The sequence below is a fragment of the Chitinophaga sp. YIM B06452 genome, assembly GCF_039655965.1.
Taxonomy (GTDB): Bacteria; Bacteroidota; Bacteroidia; order Chitinophagales; family Chitinophagaceae; genus Chitinophaga.
In genome coordinates this window covers 2,080,598-2,101,769 of the sequence record NZ_JAWLKY010000001.1, presented here as the reverse complement: position 1 = coordinate 2,101,769, position 21,172 = coordinate 2,080,598, and the positions used below count along the sequence as shown (strand labels likewise).

Here is a 21,172-nt window from a genome sequence, read left to right as displayed (position 1 = left end):
TACCGCGCAACCCCCGCGGATAGTACGAGAAACGGATAAACATATACGTAAAACGGATTTAGAGTTATGACCCCAAAAACAACACGCGAGGCGCTGAATGCCATCGCGAACCACGCGTTCTTTAGAGACCATGCTACTTTTCTCCCAAAAGAACAACCAGCGGAAAACGAACTGTGGGATCCCCTGCAGGCTTTAATGCACTTCCAGGTTACCACCGGCGTGCAACGTATTTCCCTCGCAGACGCAGAACGGCTGCAGGCAGTGAAGGATCACCTGCGCACGGAATTCCTCTGCCCGGAACTCAGCCTAGACCTGCTTTGCAGGCGGTTCGGGCTGAATGAGTTCAAGCTGAAGAAAGGCTTCAAGCAACTTTTCGGGAATACCGTATTTGGTTTTGTGCAGGAACTGAAAATGAAATCCGCGCGGCAGATGCTGGTGGAAAAAAGAATGAATGTGAATGAGGTGGCGGATCACCTGGGCTACAGCTCGCCCAATCATTTCTCCGCGGCTTTTAAGAAGATGTTCGGCTATCCGCCGGCAAAACTGAAAGCATTTATCGCATTTTGACAACCCCAATAGAAAACCGCCTCGGTTGAGGCGGTTTCACATTTGGAGTAGAAATTTTCTCGATCTTTCTTGTTTTGTGTTTAGGTTGATAAATTGGTAAGGAAAGTAATTAACCCAAATTTAACTTTCTGTTTACATATTTCCATCACACTAAGGTGTAAATATCAAAAAAAATGTAAAAAAGCAAGTGTTGGCCTGCTAAATCTTACCAGGCCAGCACTTTTACAATTTATCAAAAAATATACTTTGTTGAAAGAAAGTTCGAGGATTGATCGCTGACGATCTTATTGATCAGTGCTTTATTCTCTTCTGTTTGTTTGGTGGCCACCAGCGAACGGATACTGAATGCCCTCAACGCATCAAAAACAGAGAGCGTTGCTTCGGCGGAATCTTTCCTGCCGGTGAAGGGGAAAATATCCGGCCCGCGCTGGCACTGGCAGTTGATGTTCACGCGGCTCACCTGGTTTACCAGCGGGTCTATCAGCGAAGCCAGCTCTTCCGCGTCGTTGGAGAACAGCGCCACCTGCTGGCCGTGGTCCGCTTCGATCAGGTAATTGATCGGCGTTTCGATGCTGTCGAACGGGATCACGGGGATCACAGGGCCGAATTGCTCCTCGCGGTAGAGTTTCATTTGTTCGTTTACCGGGTACACGATGGCAGGATACACAAAAGAGGCATTTGCAGCCCCGCCATGCGTGTTGATCACCTTTGCCCCATGTGCCACCGCATCGGCCACGCAGCTCTGCAAATAGCCCGGTTTCTGCGGTTCTGGCAGGGGTGTAAGGAACACGTCCTTTTCCCAGGGCATGCCGAATTTCAGCTTGCCCACGGCGGCGCTCATTTTTTCAAGGAAAGCGTCTGCCACGGAGCTATGCACAAAAATTATCTTGATGGCGGTACAGCGCTGGCCGTTGAACGAGAGCGAACCGAGCACGCATTCTTTCACGGCCAGGTCGATGTCTGCCTTGTCGGTAATGATCGCCGCATTCTTTGCATCCAGCCCGAGGATGGCGCGGAGGCGGTTCACTTTCGGGTGCATTTTTTTCAGCTGGTTGGCCACTTTGCTGGAACCGATCAGCGTGAGCACGTTGATCTTGCCACTTTCCATGAGCGGGGCGATGATCACGTTGCCGCGGCCGTAGATGGTGTTCACCACGCCTTTCGGGAAACATTCGCGGAAAGCCTCCAGCAGCGGGTAATGCAATAAGGTGCCGTGTTTCGGAGGTTTGAACAGCAGCGTGTTGCCCATGATGAGCGCGGGAATGAGCGTGGTAAAGGTTTCGTTCAGCGGGTAGTTGAACGGCCCCATGCACAGCACCACACCCAGCGGGCTGCGCCTGATCTGGCCGATGATGCCCTGTTCTATGGCAAAGCCGGATGATTTGCGGTCCAGGTCTTTCAACGCATCGATGGTGGCGTTGATGTATTCCACGGTGCGGTCGAATTCTTTTACGGAGTCTGCATAAGACTTCCCGATCTCCCACATAATGAGCTGCACCACTTCCTGTTTTTTGGCGATCATTTTGCCGGTGAATTTCTCCACGCAGGCAATGCGTTCGGCAACAGACATGGTGGGCCATTCCCCACGCCCGTCGCGGTACGCGTGGATAGCGGCGTTGAGGGAGGCCATGGCTTCTTCTTCTCCGCAGAGCGGGTACGAGCCGATCACTTTACGTTCGAGGCCTTTGGCAGTTCTGATGCAGATGGGAGATAATACGGTGTGCACATCGCCGGTCCAGGGTTTCATTTCCCCGTCTGAGAGGTATTCGCGCTGGTGGATCTCGGCCGGCAGTTTAAATTCCGCCGGGATGGCGTCTTCTGTTAGGAAAAGATGGTCTAATTGTTCTTCAAAAGTGGTCATAACTTAGGGTAATTAATAAAAAAATCAGGATAATGTATTGTTGCTCACGCTATAATGCCACAAAGTACGAATGTCCAATAATAATTTTGCATCGGTACATGATAAATTAATATTGTCCGGATGGCAGCTTCTGCCTGAAATGCAACCGATTGCAAAAATACAATGAATGCGGGTTGGAATTGTCATGCGGGCTTAAAAACTTGGTAAATGAAAGAGGGTGTACCTGCGCAGGTACACCCTCTCTTTATGTTTGACCACTTTGTATGTATGCTTATTGTTTCAATGCTTCCCGCGCGATAACGATCTTTTGTATCTCTGATGTGCCTTCGCCGATAGTGCAAAGCTTGGCGTCGCGGTAGAATTTCTCCACCGGGAAATCTTTCGTGTAGCCGTAACCGCCGAAGATCTGCACGGCGTCGTTGGAGGCGGACACGGCGATCTCGGAAGCGTAGTATTTGGCCATGGCGGCCTGTTTGGTCATGGGCAGGTGTTTGTTCTTCATATCAGCGGCCTGCATGGTGAGCAGCTCGGCCGCCGCGATCTGCGTTGCCATATCCGCCAGCTTAAAGGATACGCCCTGGAAGTTGGCGATCGGCTGGTCGAACTGGTGGCGTTCTTTGGAATATTTTACGGCAGCGTCGTATGCGCCTTTTGCGATGCCCAGGGAAAGTGCGGCGATAGAAATGCGCCCGCCGTCCAGCACTTTCATGGATTGAATAAAGCCCTCTCCTTCTTTACCGATAAGGTTCCCGGCAGGTATGCGGCAATTGTCGAAGATCATTTCCGCGGTTTCGGAAGCGCGCATGCCGAGCTTGTTCTCTTTTTTCCCGCCGCTGAAGCCGGGCGTGCCGCGCTCTACAATGAAGGCGCTCATGCCCCGGCTGTCCCTCACTTCGCCCGTGCGGGCTATCACAACGGCCACGTCGCCGCTTTTACCGTGCGTGATCCAGCATTTGGTGCCGTTGAGCACCCATTCATCGCCTTCTTTTTTTGCTACGCATTTCATATTCATGGCATCGGAGCCGGTGTTGGGCTCCGTGAGGCCCCAGGCGCCGATCCACTCCGCGGTAGCAAGTTTGGGAAGATATTTCTGCTTTTGTTCTTCGCTGGCGAATTGCAGGATATGACCCGTGCAAAGCGAGTTATGCGCCGCCACGCTCAGGCCGATGGCGCCGCAGAAGCGGGCTATTTCGCTCACAACCGTTACATACTCAAGGTATCCTAATCCTGAGCCGCCATATTGTTCAGGCACCAGCACACCCATGAGACCGAGTTCGCCCATCTTTTTGAAAAGTTCAGTTGGAAAAAACTGCGATTCATCCCACTCCAGCACATGGGGCTGGATATGTGCCTTACCGAAATCCCGGATCACCTGGGCGATCTGTTGTTGCATGTCCGTTGGCTGAAAATTCATAACCTGAAATTGGGTTTAGTTGACCTTTAAGTATTTTTCAATTTTACGATAAATGGAATCATCTACCAAAGCAAGGGCGCGGAGCGCTTCCACCTCCCTGAAAGGCCCGTGGGCACTGCGATAGCGTACGATCACACGGGCCAGTTTCGTGTTGATGTATGGATGTAGGGCCAAAGATTTATCATCTGTCTCGTTCAGGCTGATCTTTCTTAGAGAAACATCACCCAGCCGGAGGAACGGTTGAATTTTATTAAATACGGAATCGGCCAAACCATATACTTCCCCTACCTGCCGGGTATCATAAAAGCCCCCGAGCCGTTCCCGGAAACCCACAATCCTCTTTGCGAGAGCAGGCCCGATGCCGGGCAAACGTTCCCACTGCGCAGAATCCGCGGCATTGACGTCTATCACGGTAACGGATGTACGTTTTTCATTGAACGGCCTATAGTTGTTATAATAAGCATGCTTCCCGCTATCCCGGTAGAAGCTTCGCCAGCCTTGCCTTTCATTGGAATATCTCCCGCTGTCGCGGTAAAATTTCCGCCAGCCGGGTTTTCTATCTTCATACCTCCGGGCATACGTACGGGCCCCGCTATCCCGCCAGCGGGCACGGTATTGCTGCGAAGCGGCTTCCCGCTCAGCTTCCATCAAAGCCGCAATTTCAACGGCAACAATATGTAATCCTGAAGTATCCGCCGCAGGCGGCTGATGAAAAAAGTGATCCCACGCAGATGGCAGGCATTGAAGGAGCAGGGTAAGGCTTAACAAACAGGCAATCCCCCGGCGCTCCTTGCGGGAGAATTCAAAAAATGAGTTCGGCACAAACAATGGTTATTGATCTTCGCCGAATGTCTGATTAATTTTTGAACGGAAAAAATTTTCAGTGCCGCGCTTTACAATTCCACTTCCAAACCATCGTATGCCAGGTGCATCCCTTCGGGCAGGGCAGGGTCCACTTCGGCATGCAAACCAAGCTGGTGGCTGATGTGGGTGAAGTACACCTTCGGCACTTCCAGCTCCTTGCCCAGCGCAATGGCTTCTTCCAGCGTAAAATGGGAGATATGTTTTTCGCGGCGCAGCGCATTCAGCACAAGCACTTTCGAGCCGCGGATCTTTTCTTTCTCTTCGGGTGAAATGTAATTGGCGTCCGTAATGTAGGTGAAATCGCCGAAGCGGAAGCCCAGCACGGGCATTTTATGATGCAGCACATTCACGGGGATGAACGTCAGCCCGTTGATCGTAAAAGGATCGTCGAGAATGGTGCGCAGGTTCAGCTCGGGGATGCCGGGGTATTTAAAATCCGCAAATGCATAGGAGAACTCGCGGATGATCACGTTCTGCGAATAATCGGACGCGTAAATATCGATGGGTTGCTGCTGGAAAAAATTGAACGCGCGGATATCGTCCATGCCCGCGATATGATCTTTGTGGGAATGTGTGATCACAACGGCTTCCAGGCGCTTCACCTGTGCGCGGAGCATCTGGTAGCGGAAGTCGGGCGTAGTGTCTATCACGATGTTCCCCCCTTCAGACTGGATGAGGATGCTGCTGCGCAGGCGCTTGTCACGCGCGTCTGCCGAGGCGCATACGCTGCACGGGCAGGCTATTACCGGCACGCCCTGCGAGGTTCCCGTTCCAAGGAAAATAACTTTCACGGCTGCTTATTCTGTTTCGGATTCGGAAGAGGAGGTTTCTTCGCCGGCGGCTTCAGCATCTTTGCTGTCTATCACCTGGCGGTACAGTTTCTGGCTTTCGGGCGTCAGGAAGCCTTCTTCCAGGTTGATGGAGGGCAGGATGTCCATCAGCGTGTTGATGCGGCCTTCCACGTTCAGGAATTTGTTGATCACCACCACTTTTTTATGCTCCAGTACGCAATACCCGGAATTGAAGGTGCCTTTTTCATACCGCAATATGTACTTCGCCTCTTCAAATATCTTTTCCAGCTTCGCCAGGTTGTTGGGGGTACTCTTCAGGTTCATATTGTCTCCTTTTTATGCTATTTGCTCACCATCCTCGCCACGGGCACGATCATCTCTTCGAGTGAAATGCCGCCGTGCTGGAAGGTATTGCGGTAATAGTTCACGAAATAATTATAGTTGTTGGGATAGCAAAGATACCCGTCTTCGCGGGCAAAGATATAAGAAGAATTGACATTCGGCTTGGGCAGCCCCGCATCGCGCGGGTCGCGGAAGGCGAGCACTTCCTTCGGGTCGTAGTTCAGGTTGCGCCCGTGCTTGTACCGCAGGTTGGTGGTGGTCTGCTTGTCGCCGATCACTTTCACCGGCGTTTTTACGCGCACGCTGCCGTGGTCTGTAGCCACAATGAGATTGATCTTCTTATCGGCCAGCCGCTTCAGTGCCTGGTGCAGCGGCGAATGTTCGAACCAGCTGGCGGTGATGGAACGGTACGAGATCTCGTCGCCGGCCAGCTCTTTGAGCACTTCCATTTCTGTACGGGCATGGCTGAGCATATCCACGAAATTGTATACGATCACGTTCAGCGGGTAGTTGAGCAGGTTGTGCATGTTGTTCACCAGGTGCTGCCCGTCTGCGTGATTGGTCACTTTGGTGTAGGAAAAGCGCGGGTCCATTTTCAGGCGGGCCAGCTGCGCGGCGAAGAAAGATTCCTCGTAAAGGTTCTTCCCGCCTTCTTCGTCGTCGTTCTTCCATTCCTGCGGGAACTTCGCTTCTATGTCTACCGGCAGCATGCCGGCAAATATGGCATTGCGGCTGTATTGGGTGGAAGTGGGAAGGATGCTGTAAAAGGTGTCTTCCTCCACCGTGCGGAACGATTCGCCGAAGATGGGCTGGATGGTTTTCCACTGGTCGTACCGCAGGTTATCGATCAGTATAAAAAAATTCGGCATGGTAGGATCCAGCAGGGGCACTACCTTCTGGCTGAAGAGGGTATGGCTCATCACCGGCGCGCCGGCCGCTTTGGGCTGCATCCAGCTGCTGTAGTGGCGGCTGATGAATTTAGCGAACTCGGTATTGGCTTCCGCTTTCTGTGAATGCAGCACTTCCAGCATTTCAGGGGCGTCGCTCTTGCTCATTTCCATTTCCCAGTACACGAGCTTTTTATAGATCTCCGCCCATTCTTCATGGTTGGGGTTATCGTTCAGCGCCATGAACAGCGTGCGGAACTGCTGCTGGTAGGCCGTGGTGGTCTTTTCGGCCACCAGGCGCTTGTTGTCTATGATCTTTTTAAGGCTCAGCAGCACCTGGTTAGGGTTCACCGGTTTAATGAGGTAATCAGTGATCTGCGAACCGATGGCTTCATCCATCACGTTTTCCGCCTCGTTCTTGGTGATCATCACCACGGGTATCTGCTGGTCCATTTCCTTGATCTTGCCGAGGGTTTCCAGGCCGGTGATGCCGGGCATGGACTCGTCCAGCAGCACCACGTCCACGATATGGTCCTTGAGGAACTCCAGCGCGTCGTAGCCGTTGGTAAGGGCTGAAACATTATAACCTTTGCTTTCGAGGAAGATAATCTGTGATTTGAGCGATTCTATTTCATCATCTACCCAGAGTATGTTGATTTGATTCATGTTGTTCCTTTACGATTGACAGGATCGGGTTGTCAATTACGAATTACGAATATATTTATGATTTATTGCGATTTATTTGAAACTGGTCAAAAATCATACCCGCCACCCTGGTTTGGACGGCGGCTTTGCCCCTGGCGGGCGGTACTGTATTAAAAATTTTGTTAAATTATCGGCATCCGCGTAATACCTTGTGGCCGGAAAAGTTACCTTCAATGGTGTAGATTTGTACCGATTGATCATAAAAAACCGATGACTGACCGCAAACGAAAGATCGTAAATGACCCGGTGTACGGGTTCATCACCATCGATCATCCATTGATTTTCAGCCTCATATCGCATCCATATTACCAGCGCCTCCGGCGCATTCACCAGATGGCACTGGCGCACCTGGTATACCCGGGAGCCATGCATACGCGTTTTCATCACAGCATGGGCGCGTACCACCTGATGAGCTGTGCCCTGAGTGAACTGAGGGGAAAAGGCGTTGTTATTACGGAGGAAGAGGAAGTGGCCGCGAAAATGGCTATATTATTGCACGACATCGGGCATGGGCCTTATTCCCACGCCCTGGAACATACCCTGGTGGAGGACGTGTCGCACGAGGAAATTTCCCAGCTGCTGATGCAGACGCTGAACCGGGAAATGAACGGCGCGCTGGACCTTACCCTGGCGATCTTTAACAACCGGTACCCTAAAAAGTTCCTGCACCAGCTGGTTTCCAGCCAGTTGGATGTAGACCGGATGGACTACCTTAGCCGGGACAGTTTTTATACCGGGGTGGCCGAAGGGGTGATCAGCTACGACCGCATCATCAAAATGCTCATTGTTCATGACGGGGAGCTGATGGTGGAGGAAAAGGGGATCTATTCCATTGAAAAGTTCATTGTAGCGCGCCGGCTGATGTACTGGCAGGTGTACCTTCATAAAACCGTGCTGAGCGCGGAAAGTATGCTGGTAAAAGTGCTCCGCCGGGCCAAAATGCTGGCCGGGAGGGGCGTAGAACTGTTTGCCTCCCCTGCCCTGCGGTATTTCCTGTATAACCACATCGGACGGGAAGAATTTGAGCGGGAGGAAGGGTGCCTGGGCCAATTTTGTTTATTAGATGACTATGATATCATGGGCGCCATCAAAGTATGGGCCCAACACCCGGACAAAGCGCTCAGCCTCATTTGCGGCTGGCTGGTAAACCGGGAGCTGTTTAAGGTCCAACTCAGCGACAAGCCGTTCGAATCAGGGCTGGTGGAGGATCTTAAGCAAAAAGTTCGTGAACGCTGGGGGTTAACGGAAGAGGAGGCGGAGTATCTCGTATTTACCGATACCGCCAGCCTCAAAGCCTATGATGCAGACGACGAGGAGATCAACATTTTGTTTAAAGATGGCACGGTGAGAGACATTTCTTCTATCGATAATGCCCTTATATCGCATACATTGGCAAGACCGATAAAAAAATTCTACATTTGTCATCCAAAATTCTAGGCTAAACAACGTTTTATACGGACGCAACATGTTAGGGAATACATTTATATTATCCGGAGACGGCCTGGAAGGTAACATTTCAACTTATAATTATGCAATTTAGCGCATTACAGCTGGCTACCATACTGAACGGGAAGCTGGAAGGAGACCCGGAAGTGAAGGTGCACAATATCGCCAAGATAGAGGAGGCAGGGGATGGTATGCTGAGCTTCATCGCCAATCCGAAATACGAGGAGTTCATTTATACCACGCAGGCTTCTATCCTGATCGTAAACGATACGCTGGAGATAGAGCGGGCCATCAAGCCTACGCTGATCCGCGTAAAGGACGCTTACAGCGCCTTTGCCCTCCTGCTTGAAAAATACCAGCAAATGGTGGGCGCGGGCGCCAAAACGGGCTTCCAGCAGCCTTCTTATGTGCCTACTTCGGTGAAAATGGGCAAGAACCTGTTCATCGGCGCTTTCGCCTACCTGGGCGAGAACGTGGTGCTGGGCGACAATGTAAAGATCTACCCCGGCGTATACCTCGGCGATAATGTGAAGATCGGCAACGGCTCCGTGCTGTACCCCGGCGTGAAAGTATACGACAACTGCGTGGTAGGCAACCGTGTGATCCTCCATGCCGGCTGCGTGATCGGCGGGGATGGTTTCGGGTTTGCGCCGCAGGCAGACGGCTCCTATAAAAAAGTGCCCCAGGTCGGCAATGTGATCATTCACGACGATGTGGAGATCGGGGCCAACACGACCATAGACCGCGCAACCATGGGCTCCACCGTGATCCACTCCGGCGTGAAGCTGGACAACCTCATCCAGATAGCCCATAACGTGGAGATAGGCACCAATACCGTGATTGCGGCGCAAACCGGGGTTTCCGGCAGCACCAAGATCGGGAAGAACTGCGTGATAGGCGGCCAGGTGGGCATTGTTGGCCACATCCAGATCGCGGACGGCACGAAGATCAACGCCCAGAGCGGACTTTCAAAATCAATAACCGCTCCCAACACGTCTTTAACGGGTTCCCCTGCCTATGATTATAAAAGTTCACTGAAAAGTCAGGCAATTTTTAGAAATTTGCCGGACCTTGAAAAGCGGGTGAAAGAGCTGGAAGACATGGTGAAGCAGCTGCTGGCGGAAAAAGCCGGTGTGTGAGGACGCTCTCCCGCGGGATTATTTCACGTTGGATAAGGAGTTTTAACGCATTGAATACGAAGATATAATGATGGATAATCAGCAACAGAACCAACAAACCCTGCAAGGCCCTGTGACAATATCGGGTGTTGGTCTGCATACAGGCGCTCATGTGAATATGACCCTCAAGCCGGCTATGCCCGGTTTCGGGATTAAGTTCCAACGCATCGACCTCCCCGACCAGCCCATCGTAAAGGCTGATGTGGACTACGTGGTGGACACCGCCCGCGGCACGACCCTCGAGCACAACGGCGCACGCGTGAGCACTGTGGAGCACATCCTCGCAGCACTTGTAGGAAAAGGGGTAGACAACGTATTGATAGAGCTTAACGGCCCCGAGATCCCCATCATGGACGGAAGCTCCATGCCCTTCATTGAAGTGATCGAAGAAGTAGGCATACAGGAGCAGGACGCCAAGAAGATCTGGTATTCCATAGACACCAACATCAATTATTACGACGAGGTAAAGAAAGTGGAAATGGTGGCGCTGCCCGCGGTAGATTACCGCATCACCGCCATGATCGACTTCAACTCCCAGGTGCTGGGCACGCAACATGCCAACCTGAAGAGCCTCGGCGATTTCAAAAAAGAAATTGCGCCCTGCCGCACCTTCGTATTCCTGCATGAGCTGGAATACCTGCTGGCCAACAATCTCATCAAAGGCGGCGACATCAACAATGCCATCGTAGTGGTAGACCGGCCGGTGACCGAAGACGAGCTGAAGCGCCTGGCCAAGGCTTTCGACCGTGAAGAGATCGCCGTGCAGCAGCGCGAAGGCATCCTCAACAACGCAGAGCTTCATTTCCCCAACGAACCGGCGCGCCACAAGCTGCTGGACATCGTGGGAGACCTTGCCCTGATCGGCTATCCCATCAAGGCGCATATCATCGCCAACCGTCCCGGGCACGCTTCCAACGTGGAATTTGCCCGTAAGATCAAGGCGTATATCAAAAAGAACAAACACAATAAGGACGTACCCATTTACGATCCCAACCAGCCGCCGATCTATGATATCAACCGGATCGTGCGCACCATGCCGCACCGTTACCCGATGCTGCTGGTAGATAAGATCATCGAACTGAGCGATACCCGTGTAGTAGGCGTAAAGAATGTAACTTTCAACGAACAGATCTTCCAGGGCCACTTCCCCGGGAACCCGGTAATGCCGGGCGTGCTGATCTGCGAAGCGCTCGCACAGGTAGGCGGAATCCTCGCGCTGAACCCTATGCCGGACCCCGAGAACTATGATACCTATTTCCTGAAGATCGATAACTGCAAATTCAAACAGAAAGTATTGCCCGGCGATACCATGGTATTGAAGATGGAGCTGCTCAGCCCCATCCGCAGAGGTCTGGTGGAAATGAGAGGAACGGCATTCGTAGGCAACAAGGTATGCACAGAAGCTGACATGGTTGCTCAAATTGTTAAACGCGAAGGAACAAAATAACAGCATGATTCACCCGCTCACATACATCCACCCGGACGCCAAAGTTGCGCCCAATGTAAAAATTGATCCGTTTACTGTTATTCATAAAAATGTTGAGATCGGGGAAGGCACCTGGATCGGGTCTAACGTGACCGTGATGGAAGGCGCCCGCATCGGCAAGAACTGCCGCATCTTCCCCGGAGCGGTGATAGCAGCCATTCCGCAGGACCTCAAATTCGAAGGCGAGGATACCACCGTGGAGATCGGCAACAACACCACCATCCGTGAATATGTGACCGTTAACAGGGGCACCAAAGACCGCTGGAAAACCTCCATCGGCAACAATTGCCTGATCATGGCCTACAGCCATATCGCGCACGACTGCACGGTGGGCGATTACTGCGTTTTTTCCAACAACACCACCCTGGCAGGCCACATCACCGTAGGCGATCACGTAGTGCTGGCGGGGATGGTAGCCGTTCAGCAGTTCTGCAAGATCGGCAACCACGCTTTCGTGACCGGCGGCTCGCTGGTGCGGAAAGACGTTCCTCCTTACGTGAAAGCGGCAAGAGAACCCCTCTCCTACGTAGGCGTAAACTCCATCGGCCTCAAACGCCGCGGGTTTTCGCTGGACAAGATCAACCACATCCTGGACATCTACCGGATACTCTTCGTAAAAGGCAACAATATTTCCAAAGCCATCCGTATCATTGAAGCCGAGTTCCCGGCCACGGACGAAAGGGATGAGATACTCTCCTTCATCCGCGATTCCGGCCGCGGCATCATGAGAGGGTACAGCACCAGGGCGAATGACGATCTCGCTTAACCAGGTAGGCAAGCGGTTCAACTACGACTGGATATTCCGTCGTTTCACCTATACATTCTCCGGTACAGGCCATTACGCCATCCTGGGGCCAAACGGGTCCGGCAAATCCACTTTGCTGCAGATCGTCAGCGGCCACCATCATCACAGCGAAGGCCAGTTACAATATCTTTTCAACGAACAGGTTCTCCCGCAGGAGCAGTTCTTCCGCCATTGCGCCATCGTGGCGCCCTACCTGGAGCTGGTGGAAGAATTCACGCTGGAGGAATGTTTTGATTTCCATCTTCACTTCAAATCTTTCCTTCCCGGCTTCAAAGCCCGGGAAATTGCCGGCATCGTAGGCCTGGACAAAGCCTGGAACAAACAGGTGCGTTACTTCTCCTCCGGGATGAAACAGCGCGCCCGTCTTGCCCTGGCTATTTTTTCAGATGTGACCGTGCTGCTGCTGGATGAGCCCTGCACCAACCTCGACGCGCCCGGCATTGCCCTTTACCAGCAGCTGGTACGGGAATACTGCGGCAACAGGCTCGTGATCGTAAGCTCCAACGACGAGGCGGAATACGGATTTTGCAAAGAACGTATACAGATCAGCGATTATAAGTAGTACTTTTAATTATTCATGTGAATATTAAAAATTCCCTATGAGCATTCCAAACAAGAAAGTAGTGAATGGCTGGGCCATGTATGACTGGGCCAATTCCGTATATAACCTTGTTATTACCACCACGTTCTTCCCTATTTATTACCTGGGCGTAACCCGCTCCAAATTCGGCGGCGACGATGTGGTGTTCTTCGGCAAGACCCTGAAGAATTCCGTGCTGTACGATTACGTGCTTTCCGCCGCTTACCTCATTATCGCCATCAGCCTGCCCATCCTCTCTTCCATCGCGGATACGAGGGGCAATAAAAAGAATTTCCTCCGCTTTTTCTGTTATATCGGCTCCTTCGCCTGTGCTTCGCTGTTCTTTTTTACGGACAACAGGCCCCTGGAACCCGGCATGCTCTCTGTAATGCTGGCGGCAATTGGCTTCTGGGGCGGACTTGTGTTCTACAACTCCTACCTGCCCGAGATCGTTGTGCCCGAATACCAGGACCGTGTGAGCGCGCGGGGTTTCTCCTTCGGCTACATGGGCAGCGTGCTCATGCAGCTGATAGGCTTTGCCCTGGTGAGCCTCCATCCTTTCGGCATTACAGACGGCGAAGCCGTACGCATTACCTTCCTGCTCGTAGGCATCTGGTGGTTCGGCTTCGCGCAGATCACCTTTAAGCGCCTGCCTGCTTCCAAACCCGCTATCAGCGAGCATACCGGCAGCGTGTTCAAAGACGGGTTCATTGAGCTGAAAAAAGTATACGCGCAGGTGCGCGTAATGCCCGTCCTGAAAAGGTTCCTGCGCGCGTTTTTCTTTTACAGCATGGGTGTGCAAACCGTGATGATGGTGGCCGTTATTTTCGCTTCCGTGGAACTGAAAATGGAATCCACCAAGCTCATTATCTGCGTGGTGCTCATCCAATTGGTGGCCATCCTGGGAGCATGGGGCATGGCGCGGCTTTCAGGCCGTTTCGGCAACTTTAAGGTGCTGATCGCCACGGTGCTGCTGTGGATCGGGGTATGCATCAATGCTTATTTCATTACCACCGAAACACAGTTTTACATCCTGGCAATGGCCGTCGGCCTGGTGATGGGCGGCATTCAGTCGCTAAGCCGCTCCACTTACGCCAAACTCATCCCCGAAACCCGCGACACCGCTTCTTTTTTCTCCTATTACGACGTTACCGAAAAAATGGCCATCGCCATCGGCGTGTTCAGCTTCGGGTATATCGAGCACATGACCAACAACATGCGCACGTCTGTATTGGTATTGATCGGCTTTTTCACCATCGGCCTGATCTGGCTTTTTTCTGCTTTGCAGAAACAACGTAGATTAGCAAACGGAAAACCGCAGGCGCCCGCATTCGAAAACAGGGCATAGACCCCTGCGGGAAGAAAACCTTAACGGATGCAATTACACACGATCAACACCGGCTTCTTTAAACTGGACGGCGGCGCCATGTTTGGCGTGGTGCCCAAAACCATCTGGCAGAAACTGAACCCGCCCGACGAAAACAACCTCTGCACCTGGGCCATGCGCTGCCTGCTGATGGAAGACAACGGCCGTCTCGTTCTTATAGACAACGGCATCGGCAATAAACAGGACGAAAAATTCTTCAGTCACTACTACCTGCACGGAGACGATACGCTGGACAAATCGCTTAAAGCCCTCGGCTACCACCGCGACGATATCACCGACGTATTCCTCACCCACCTGCACTTCGACCATTGCGGCGGAAGCATAGAACGGCAGGGCGACAAGCTCGTGCCAGCTTTCAAAAACGCCACTTACTGGAGCAACGAAGCGCACTGGAAATGGGCCACCAATCCCAACGACCGGGAAAAAGCCTCTTTCCTCAAAGAAAATATCCTGCCCATCCAGCAGAGCGGCCAGCTGAAATTCATTGAACAGCAGGACGGCATTGCCTTCACCGACCACATGCGCGTACGTTTCGCTTTCGGCCATACAGACGCCATGATGTTGCCCGAGATCCGCTACAACGGCCATACGCTGGTGTATATGGCAGACCTGCTGCCCTCCGCGGGCCACATCCCGCTGCCGTATGTGATGGCCTACGACATGTTCCCGCTCACTACTTTGGAAGAGAAAAAACGTTTTCTTAATGAAGCCACTGAGCGGCAATATGTCCTTTATTTCGAGCACGACCCGGCCAATGAATGCGGCATTTTGCACAGCACGGAAAAAGGCATCAGGCTGAAAGAATCATTCCCATTGAACTCATTGTAATCACCCATAAAACATTTAACCATGCAAAAGTTACTTACCCGCATCCTGCCCGCAGCCGCAGTGATAGCGCTCGTATCCTGCCAGGGCGGAAACACCGGTACCAACACCGCCGCGCTTGCAGATTCACTGGCAATTGATTCGCTTTCCACCGTGGTAATGACCATCCACAACGAAGGCATGGAGAAGATGATGACCATACGCAGGCTGAAAGAGCGCGTAGTGGCCGTGAAAGACAGTCTTGCCACTAAAAAGGGCGACACTACCGCCTACTTTGTGACCGCCAACCTGCTGGACAGCGCCACCAACGCCATGAACAGCTGGATGACCGGTTACGACATGGAACTGAAAGACAAGACCACACCCGAGAAAAAGGCCTACCTCGAAGCGGAGAAAAAGAAGATCGCCGACGTGCAGGACCTGATGAGCAGCAGCATCAAAGGCGCCAAAACCTTACTGAAAGAAGAATAGTCCCCTGTTTTAATTAAAAACTGTCCACATGGCTAACCAGGAAGCATTTCTCGAATACATCAAAAACGGCTATACGTTCAAAGGCGAACATTTTAAACTGGGCTGCGCCATGCTGAACGGCGAAGTGGTGACCGGCGCGGATGTAACGCTGCCGCTCAAGACCCTGAACCGCCACGGCCTGATCGCCGGCGCTACCGGTACCGGTAAAACCAAAACCCTGCAGGTGATCGCCGAAGGCCTCAGCGACGCCAGCGTGCCCGTTATGCTTATGGACATCAAAGGCGACCTCAGCGGCATTGCGGCAGCGGGCGTTTCCAATGCAAAGATCGAAGAGCGGTATGCCAAGATCGGCGGCACATGGAGCCCTGCGGCCTATCCCGTGGAACTGCTGAGCCTCAGCCAGGAAAAAGGCGTGCGCCTCCGCGCTACCGTGACCGAATTCGGCCCGGTGCTATTGTCCAAGATACTGGAGCTGAACGACACGCAGGCCGGCCTGGTAGCCATGATCTTCAAATACTGCGACGACAACAAGCTGCCGCTGCTGGACCTGAAAGACTTCAAAAAAGTACTGCAGTACGTGAGCGACGAAGGCAAGAAGGAGCTTGAAAAAGACTACGGCAAAATATCCACCACTTCCACCGGCACCATCCTCCGGAAAGTGATAGAGCTGGAGCAGCAGGGCGGCGCCCTGTTCTTCGGCGAAAAATCCTTTGAAGTGGACGACCTGATGCACATCGGGGACGACGGCCGCGGCAAGATCTCCATCGTGCGCGTAACCGACATACAGGACCGGCCGAAACTCTTTTCCACCTTCATGCTCAGCCTGCTGGCCGAATTGTACGCCACGCTGCCGGAAGAAGGCGATATGGACAAACCCAAGCTGGTAATGTTCATAGACGAGGCGCACCTCATCTTCCAGGAAGCCAGCGACGCGCTGCTGCAGCAGATCGAGACCATCATCAAGCTCATCCGTTCCAAGGGCGTGGGCATCTTTTTCTGCACGCAGAACCCGATGGACGTACCCGCTTCCGTGCTGGGGCAGCTTGGCCTGAAAGTGCAACATGCCCTCCGCGCATTCACCGCCAACGACCGCAAGGCCATCAAACAAACGGCGGAGAACTACCCGCTCTCCGATTTCTACAAAACCGACGAGCTGCTCACCCAGATCGGCATTGGCGAAGCGCTGGTAACCTGCCTCAGCGAAAAAGGCACGCCCACGCCGCTGGCAGCCACCATGCTGGTAAGCCCGCGTTCGCGGATGGACATCCTCACCCCCGAAGAGTTGGAGCAATTGGTAGACGATTCAAAACTCATCAAAAAATACAACACGGAAGTAGACAGCGAAAGTGCCTACGAGATGCTGAACGCCAAGCTGGAAGAGGCCGCAGAACGCAGCAAAGCTGAGGAAGACGAAGCGCCTGCGAAAAAAGGACGGGCGAAGGAAGAGAAGGGCCTGTTTGAAACGATCATGACCAGCTCAGCCGCAAGGCAGGCAGGCCGCACCGCCGCGAACGTGATCACCCGCAGCCTGCTGGGCGCGTTGGGGCTGGGCGGGCGCAGCAAGAAGAAGACGAGCTGGTTTTAACGGTTAAGGTGAAGATCGTGATTGCGGATAACCAATAATTTGAACGTCTATATGATCAATGTAATATTCGCGGGGCTGGGATTGATCTTCGCCGGGCTTGGGGCCTGGATGTGGAAAAAGCCCCCGCGGAAGATCAACCTGCTGGCGGGCTATCGCACGCAACGGTCCATGAAAAGCCAGGCGGCATGGGATTTTGCCCAGGTATACGCCGGCAGGCTCATGAGTCTTTGCGGGCTGGCGCTGTTGCTGGTAATTGCACCACTGTTCTGGCTTTCAGGTTATAACTACGATACAGGGAACCCGGTGTTGATTGTATTGCTTCCCATCATCCCAATAGTTGCAGCTACGATAATTCCTTTATATTTTACGGAGCGAAAACTCAAACAACTTTTCGATAACGAAGGAAATCCGAAAAAATAAAAGATATGTCAGCACCGATCAAAACAGGTTTATGCTCTTACGGCCACAGCGGCTATGCGTTCCATGCGCCGTTCATTCACGTGCACCCGGGCTTTGAGCTTACGGCTGTAGTGGAGCGCAGCAAGCACCTCACGCAGCAACGTTACCCGTACGTAAAAATTTACCCGGACGTGCAGGCGCTGTTCAAAGACCCGAACCTGGAACTGATCGTAGTGAATACGCCCAACTATACGCATTACGAATACTCCAAAGCCGCACTGCTGGCTGGTAAGAACGTGATCGTGGAAAAGCCTTTCACCGTTACTTCCGCCGAAGGCGAAGAGCTGATACAGCTGGCCGCTTCCAAAAAGCTGCTGCTGAGCGTGTACCAGAACCGCCGCTACGACAGCGATTACAAGATCGTGAAGAAAGTAGTGAACGACGGGCTGCTGGGCGACATCCTCGAAGTTGAGTTCCACTACGACCGTTTTAAGGAAGAGCTGAGCTACAAAGCGCACAAAGAGGTGGCAGCCAAAGGTACCGGCGTGCTGTACGATCTCGGCTCGCACCTGATAGACCAGGCGCTGACCATTTTCGGTATGCCCAAAGCCGTTTTCGGCGATGTGCGCATCATCCGCAAAGATTCAGTGGTGGACGATTATTTTGAGCTGCTGATGTATTACGATACCCTGCGCGTACGCCTCAAATCCAGCTACCTGGTGCGGGAAGCGCTGCCGGCTTATATCCTGCACGGCCGCAAAGGCTCCTTCATCAAATCCAAATCAGACATACAGGAAGCATTGCTCATGAAAGGCGTGCTGCCCGATACGCCGGACTGGGGCGCTGAAGTGCCTGCTGAATGGGGATTGCTGCATACTGAAATAGACGGCAAGACCGTGAAAGAATACCTTCCCGGCGGCAACGGCAATTACCTGGATTATTACCAGGGCATTTACGCCGCGTTGCGGGAAAATAAACCCAACCCGGTTACACCGGAAGACGGGCTGAATGTCGTAAAAGTTATTGAAGCTGTTTTCAAAAGCAGCGAAGAAGGCCGCGTAATCAATCTTTAGCCGCGACGAGTATCCCGTCGCCATCGCGCAGCACAAGTCCTTCCGCGATCAGGAACTGCAGGGTGGCCAGCACCCTGCCTTCCTCCGCGTCTACCCGCCTCACCAGGTCCTGCACGGAACCTTTTTCCTGCAGCGCTTCGAGGATGGCGATGGCCAGTTTTCCGAACTCCCCTTCCTTCAGTTCTCCTTTTTCTTTCTTAACGCATACATCACAAACGCCGCAGGGCTTCGCGTCTTTTTCACCGAAATAAGCCACCAGCTGCTGCGTGCGGCAGGTGCTGCTGTTGCGGGCATAATTTGCCATCGCGGCAATGCGTGCCTCCATCACTTTCCTGCGGGCCTCCACGCGGGCCATATTTACCTGCAGGAACTGCGCGCTCACGCGTTCTTCCAGGAAATTCAGCTGTGGATTGTCTTTCCGGGGATAATACCGGATGATCGCCTGCCGGTGCAGGAGTTGCAGGTCATGGATCACGTCCTGCTCACCGATACGCATGAGCCGGGCGATCTGCTTTTCGAAGATGGGCACGGCGTTGTCGAAAATACCTTCGTAGGTGCGGAGTAAAGTTTTGATCAGCGGCTCCATGGAAGGGCTGGCTGTTTCGTATTCGTAGAGCGCATCGCGGTTGGTCACGAATTCCACGCGCGAGGGCAGGTAAACGCTTTCGCTGAGCTGCCAAACGCCCTCCTGCTCCAGGATACGGAGCGCGCTGAAAGCCGTGGTGATATTGAGGGAGAAACGTTTCACGAATTCGTTGATGTCGAAATCGTAATACACGCCTTCCGTGCCTTTGGGCACCTGTAAATAATTCACAACCGCCTGGAATACGCCGCGTATTTCTTCGAGGTTGGGAAACTGAAGCGGGATGCGGGCTTCCAGTTCCTTAATATCCCTTTCGGAATAAAGCATTACGGCATAGGCCTTTTGCTCGTCGCGGCCCGCGCGGCCTGCCTCCTGGTAATAGGCTTCAATACTGTCGGGCATATCGGCGTGGATCACCATGCGCACGTCAGGCTTATCTATGCCCATCCCGAAGGCATTGGTGCATACCATCACGCGGATCTCGTTCTTGATCCAGGCTTCCTGGCGGGCGGAGCGTTCGGCGCTGCTGAGGCCCGCATGGTAATAACTGGCTGAAATATTTTGCGAAGAAAGCAGGCCGGCTATTTCCTTCGTCTGCCGCCGGTTCCGGCAGTAAATGACCGCGGAGCCGGGCACACGGTCCAGTATCTGTTGAATGCGGGATAATTTATTTTCGCCTTCGGCCACGCTGTAGGAAAGGTTCGCCCGGGCAAAACTTTTCACGAACACGGCGGGGTCGCGCAGCTGGAGCTTCGCACAGATGTCTTCCTTTACTTTCGGTGTAGCCGTGGCCGTGAGCGCCAGCACGGGCGCATCGGGAAACTGTTCGCGGATGGAGGCGATCTGCAGGTAAGCGGGCCTGAAATCGTAGCCCCATTGGGAAATACAATGCGCCTCGTCTACCGCGATCAGCTTTACGGGCAGCACCTCGCAATACCAAAGGAAGCGCCGGCTCTGCAGGCGTTCCGGTGAAACGTACAGGAATTTTATCTCCCCTTCCCGCGCAAGCGCCAGCACCTTCTCCACGTCGCGGGTTTGCATGCCGGCGTAGATCGCGAAGGCCGGGATGCCGCGCTTGTTAAGGTTTTCCACCTGGTCCTTCATCAGCGCGATCAGCGGGGTGATCACCAGGCAAAGGCCCTCGTTCATCATAGCCGGCACCTGGAAGCAGATGGACTTACCGCCGCCCGTAGGCAGCAGCGCCAGCGTGTCGCGCCCGGCGGCAACGGACGCGACGATCTCGTCCTGCAAAGGCCTGAACTGCTGGTAGCCCCAGAAGCGGTGTAATATGGAAAGCGCCGAAACCATGCGTCAATGTTTCTGTAAGTAGGGTAAGGACCAGCCTTTCTTCAGCGCGGTCAAACGTATGCCGATCACTAGCAGGATGCTGGCCACCATGTTCCAGTCCTCATCCACCCCCAGGTGCCGCAGGCCGATGTAGAGCGCGGCGCCGGCCAGGCAGGCCGTGGCGTACACCTGGCGGCTGAAGATGAGCGGTATTTCATTCACCATCATATCCCTGATCACCCCGCCGAAAATAGCGGAGATCATGCCCAGGATCACCGCCGCCCAGGGATGCACGCCATAGAGCAGGGCTTTCTGCAAACCGATGACGGTGTAGAACCCGATGCCCAGCGTGTCAAAGAAAAAGATGGACCGGCGGAAACGCAGCAGCCGCGCGCGGAACAGTACGGTTACCAATACGCCCAGCGCAATGGCGATAATGTAATCGCCATCGGCCACCCAAACGGGGCGTACGCCCAGGATAAGGTCACGCATAGTGCCGCCGCCAATGGAAGTGACGAAGGCCGTGAAGCTCACGCCGAATATGTCGTGGTACATTTTTTTGTCCCAGGCCGCCAATGCGCCTGATATGGCAAAAACAAAAGTACCAATGAGGTCTAACCAGTATATCATTCAGCA

The 21,172-nt window shown here is 53.3% G+C and carries 20 protein-coding genes; 12 read left to right on the top strand and 8 right to left on the bottom strand.

The window, feature by feature from the left end; translation table 11 throughout:
• Positions 1 to 66 precede the first annotated feature (66 nt).
• Positions 67 to 567: an AraC family transcriptional regulator gene (locus R3I13_RS08505; RefSeq protein WP_346317499.1), complete on the top strand. Its 501-nt coding sequence runs from the start codon at positions 67 to 69 to the stop codon at positions 565 to 567.
• 232 nt (positions 568 to 799) lie between these two features.
• Here R3I13_RS08505 and R3I13_RS08500 read toward each other — a convergent pair whose 3' ends face one another.
• From R3I13_RS08500 to R3I13_RS08475, 6 genes are all read right to left on the bottom strand, one after another.
• Positions 800 to 2,428 (bottom strand): NADP-dependent glyceraldehyde-3-phosphate dehydrogenase, encoded by a 1,629-nt coding sequence (locus R3I13_RS08500; protein WP_346317498.1) that lies wholly within the window; start codon positions 2,426 to 2,428, stop codon positions 800 to 802.
• A 271-nt stretch (positions 2,429 to 2,699) separates the two neighbouring features.
• Positions 2,700 to 3,842, bottom strand: coding sequence for an acyl-CoA dehydrogenase family protein (locus R3I13_RS08495; RefSeq protein WP_346317497.1), 1,143 nt, complete (start codon positions 3,840 to 3,842; stop codon positions 2,700 to 2,702).
• 15 nt (positions 3,843 to 3,857) lie between these two features.
• Entirely contained in the window at positions 3,858 to 4,490 is a 633-nt protein-coding gene (locus R3I13_RS08490) for a helix-hairpin-helix domain-containing protein (RefSeq protein WP_346317496.1), read from the bottom strand.
• Positions 4,491 to 4,735: 245 nt separating this feature from the next.
• Positions 4,736 to 5,497, bottom strand: coding sequence for an MBL fold metallo-hydrolase (locus R3I13_RS08485; protein ID WP_346317495.1), 762 nt, complete (start codon positions 5,495 to 5,497; stop codon positions 4,736 to 4,738).
• 6 nt (positions 5,498 to 5,503) lie between these two features.
• The gene (locus tag R3I13_RS08480; RefSeq protein ID WP_346317494.1) at positions 5,504 to 5,821 is read right to left on the bottom strand and encodes a hypothetical protein; all 318 of its coding nucleotides are present in this window, start codon (positions 5,819 to 5,821) and stop codon (positions 5,504 to 5,506) included.
• Positions 5,822 to 5,838: 17 nt separating this feature from the next.
• Positions 5,839 to 7,392, bottom strand: a complete 1,554-nt coding sequence (locus tag R3I13_RS08475) for a response regulator (RefSeq protein WP_346317493.1) — start codon at positions 7,390 to 7,392, stop codon at positions 5,839 to 5,841.
• A gap of 249 nt (positions 7,393 to 7,641) precedes the next feature.
• On the opposite strand from R3I13_RS08475, the gene R3I13_RS08470 reads away from it, so the two are divergent.
• From R3I13_RS08470 to R3I13_RS08420, 11 genes are all read left to right on the top strand, one after another.
• Entirely contained in the window at positions 7,642 to 8,868 is a 1,227-nt protein-coding gene (locus R3I13_RS08470; RefSeq protein ID WP_346317492.1) for an HD domain-containing protein, read from the top strand.
• A gap of 92 nt (positions 8,869 to 8,960) precedes the next feature.
• Positions 8,961 to 10,016, top strand: a complete 1,056-nt coding sequence (gene lpxD / locus R3I13_RS08465) for a UDP-3-O-(3-hydroxymyristoyl)glucosamine N-acyltransferase (protein ID WP_346317491.1) — start codon at positions 8,961 to 8,963, stop codon at positions 10,014 to 10,016.
• Between the two features lie 67 nt (positions 10,017 to 10,083).
• Entirely contained in the window at positions 10,084 to 11,502 is a 1,419-nt protein-coding gene (locus R3I13_RS08460; protein ID WP_346317490.1) for a bifunctional UDP-3-O-[3-hydroxymyristoyl] N-acetylglucosamine deacetylase/3-hydroxyacyl-ACP dehydratase, read from the top strand.
• Between the two features lie 4 nt (positions 11,503 to 11,506).
• Complete coding sequence (lpxA, locus tag R3I13_RS08455) at positions 11,507 to 12,307, top strand: acyl-ACP--UDP-N-acetylglucosamine O-acyltransferase (protein WP_346317489.1); 801 nt, start codon at positions 11,507 to 11,509, stop codon at positions 12,305 to 12,307.
• Positions 12,291 to 12,908 (top strand): ATP-binding cassette domain-containing protein, encoded by a 618-nt coding sequence (locus R3I13_RS08450; protein WP_346317488.1) that lies wholly within the window; start codon positions 12,291 to 12,293, stop codon positions 12,906 to 12,908. The genes lpxA and R3I13_RS08450 overlap by 17 nt, the downstream gene beginning before the upstream one ends.
• A gap of 37 nt (positions 12,909 to 12,945) precedes the next feature.
• A complete protein-coding gene (locus tag R3I13_RS08445) occupies positions 12,946 to 14,274 on the top strand; it encodes an MFS transporter (RefSeq protein WP_346317487.1) in 1,329 nt (442 codons plus the stop codon).
• A gap of 27 nt (positions 14,275 to 14,301) precedes the next feature.
• A complete protein-coding gene (locus R3I13_RS08440) occupies positions 14,302 to 15,141 on the top strand; it encodes an MBL fold metallo-hydrolase (RefSeq protein ID WP_346317486.1) in 840 nt (279 codons plus the stop codon).
• Positions 15,142 to 15,162: 21 nt separating this feature from the next.
• Entirely contained in the window at positions 15,163 to 15,609 is a 447-nt protein-coding gene (locus R3I13_RS08435; RefSeq protein ID WP_346317485.1) for a hypothetical protein, read from the top strand.
• 28 nt (positions 15,610 to 15,637) lie between these two features.
• Positions 15,638 to 17,194, top strand: a complete 1,557-nt coding sequence (locus R3I13_RS08430; protein WP_346317484.1) for a helicase HerA-like domain-containing protein — start codon at positions 15,638 to 15,640, stop codon at positions 17,192 to 17,194.
• A 51-nt stretch (positions 17,195 to 17,245) separates the two neighbouring features.
• Entirely contained in the window at positions 17,246 to 17,614 is a 369-nt protein-coding gene (locus R3I13_RS08425; protein WP_346317483.1) for an SdpI family protein, read from the top strand.
• Positions 17,615 to 17,619: 5 nt separating this feature from the next.
• A complete protein-coding gene (locus tag R3I13_RS08420) occupies positions 17,620 to 18,666 on the top strand; it encodes a Gfo/Idh/MocA family oxidoreductase (RefSeq protein ID WP_346317482.1) in 1,047 nt (348 codons plus the stop codon).
• Here the strand turns inward: R3I13_RS08420 and R3I13_RS08415 are convergent.
• Positions 18,656 to 20,557, bottom strand: coding sequence for an ATP-dependent DNA helicase RecQ (locus R3I13_RS08415; RefSeq protein ID WP_346317481.1), 1,902 nt, complete (start codon positions 20,555 to 20,557; stop codon positions 18,656 to 18,658). The genes R3I13_RS08420 and R3I13_RS08415 overlap by 11 nt on opposite strands.
• Before the next feature lie 3 nt (positions 20,558 to 20,560).
• A complete protein-coding gene (locus tag R3I13_RS08410; protein WP_346317480.1) occupies positions 20,561 to 21,166 on the bottom strand; it encodes a trimeric intracellular cation channel family protein in 606 nt (201 codons plus the stop codon).
• Positions 21,167 to 21,172 lie beyond the last annotated feature (6 nt).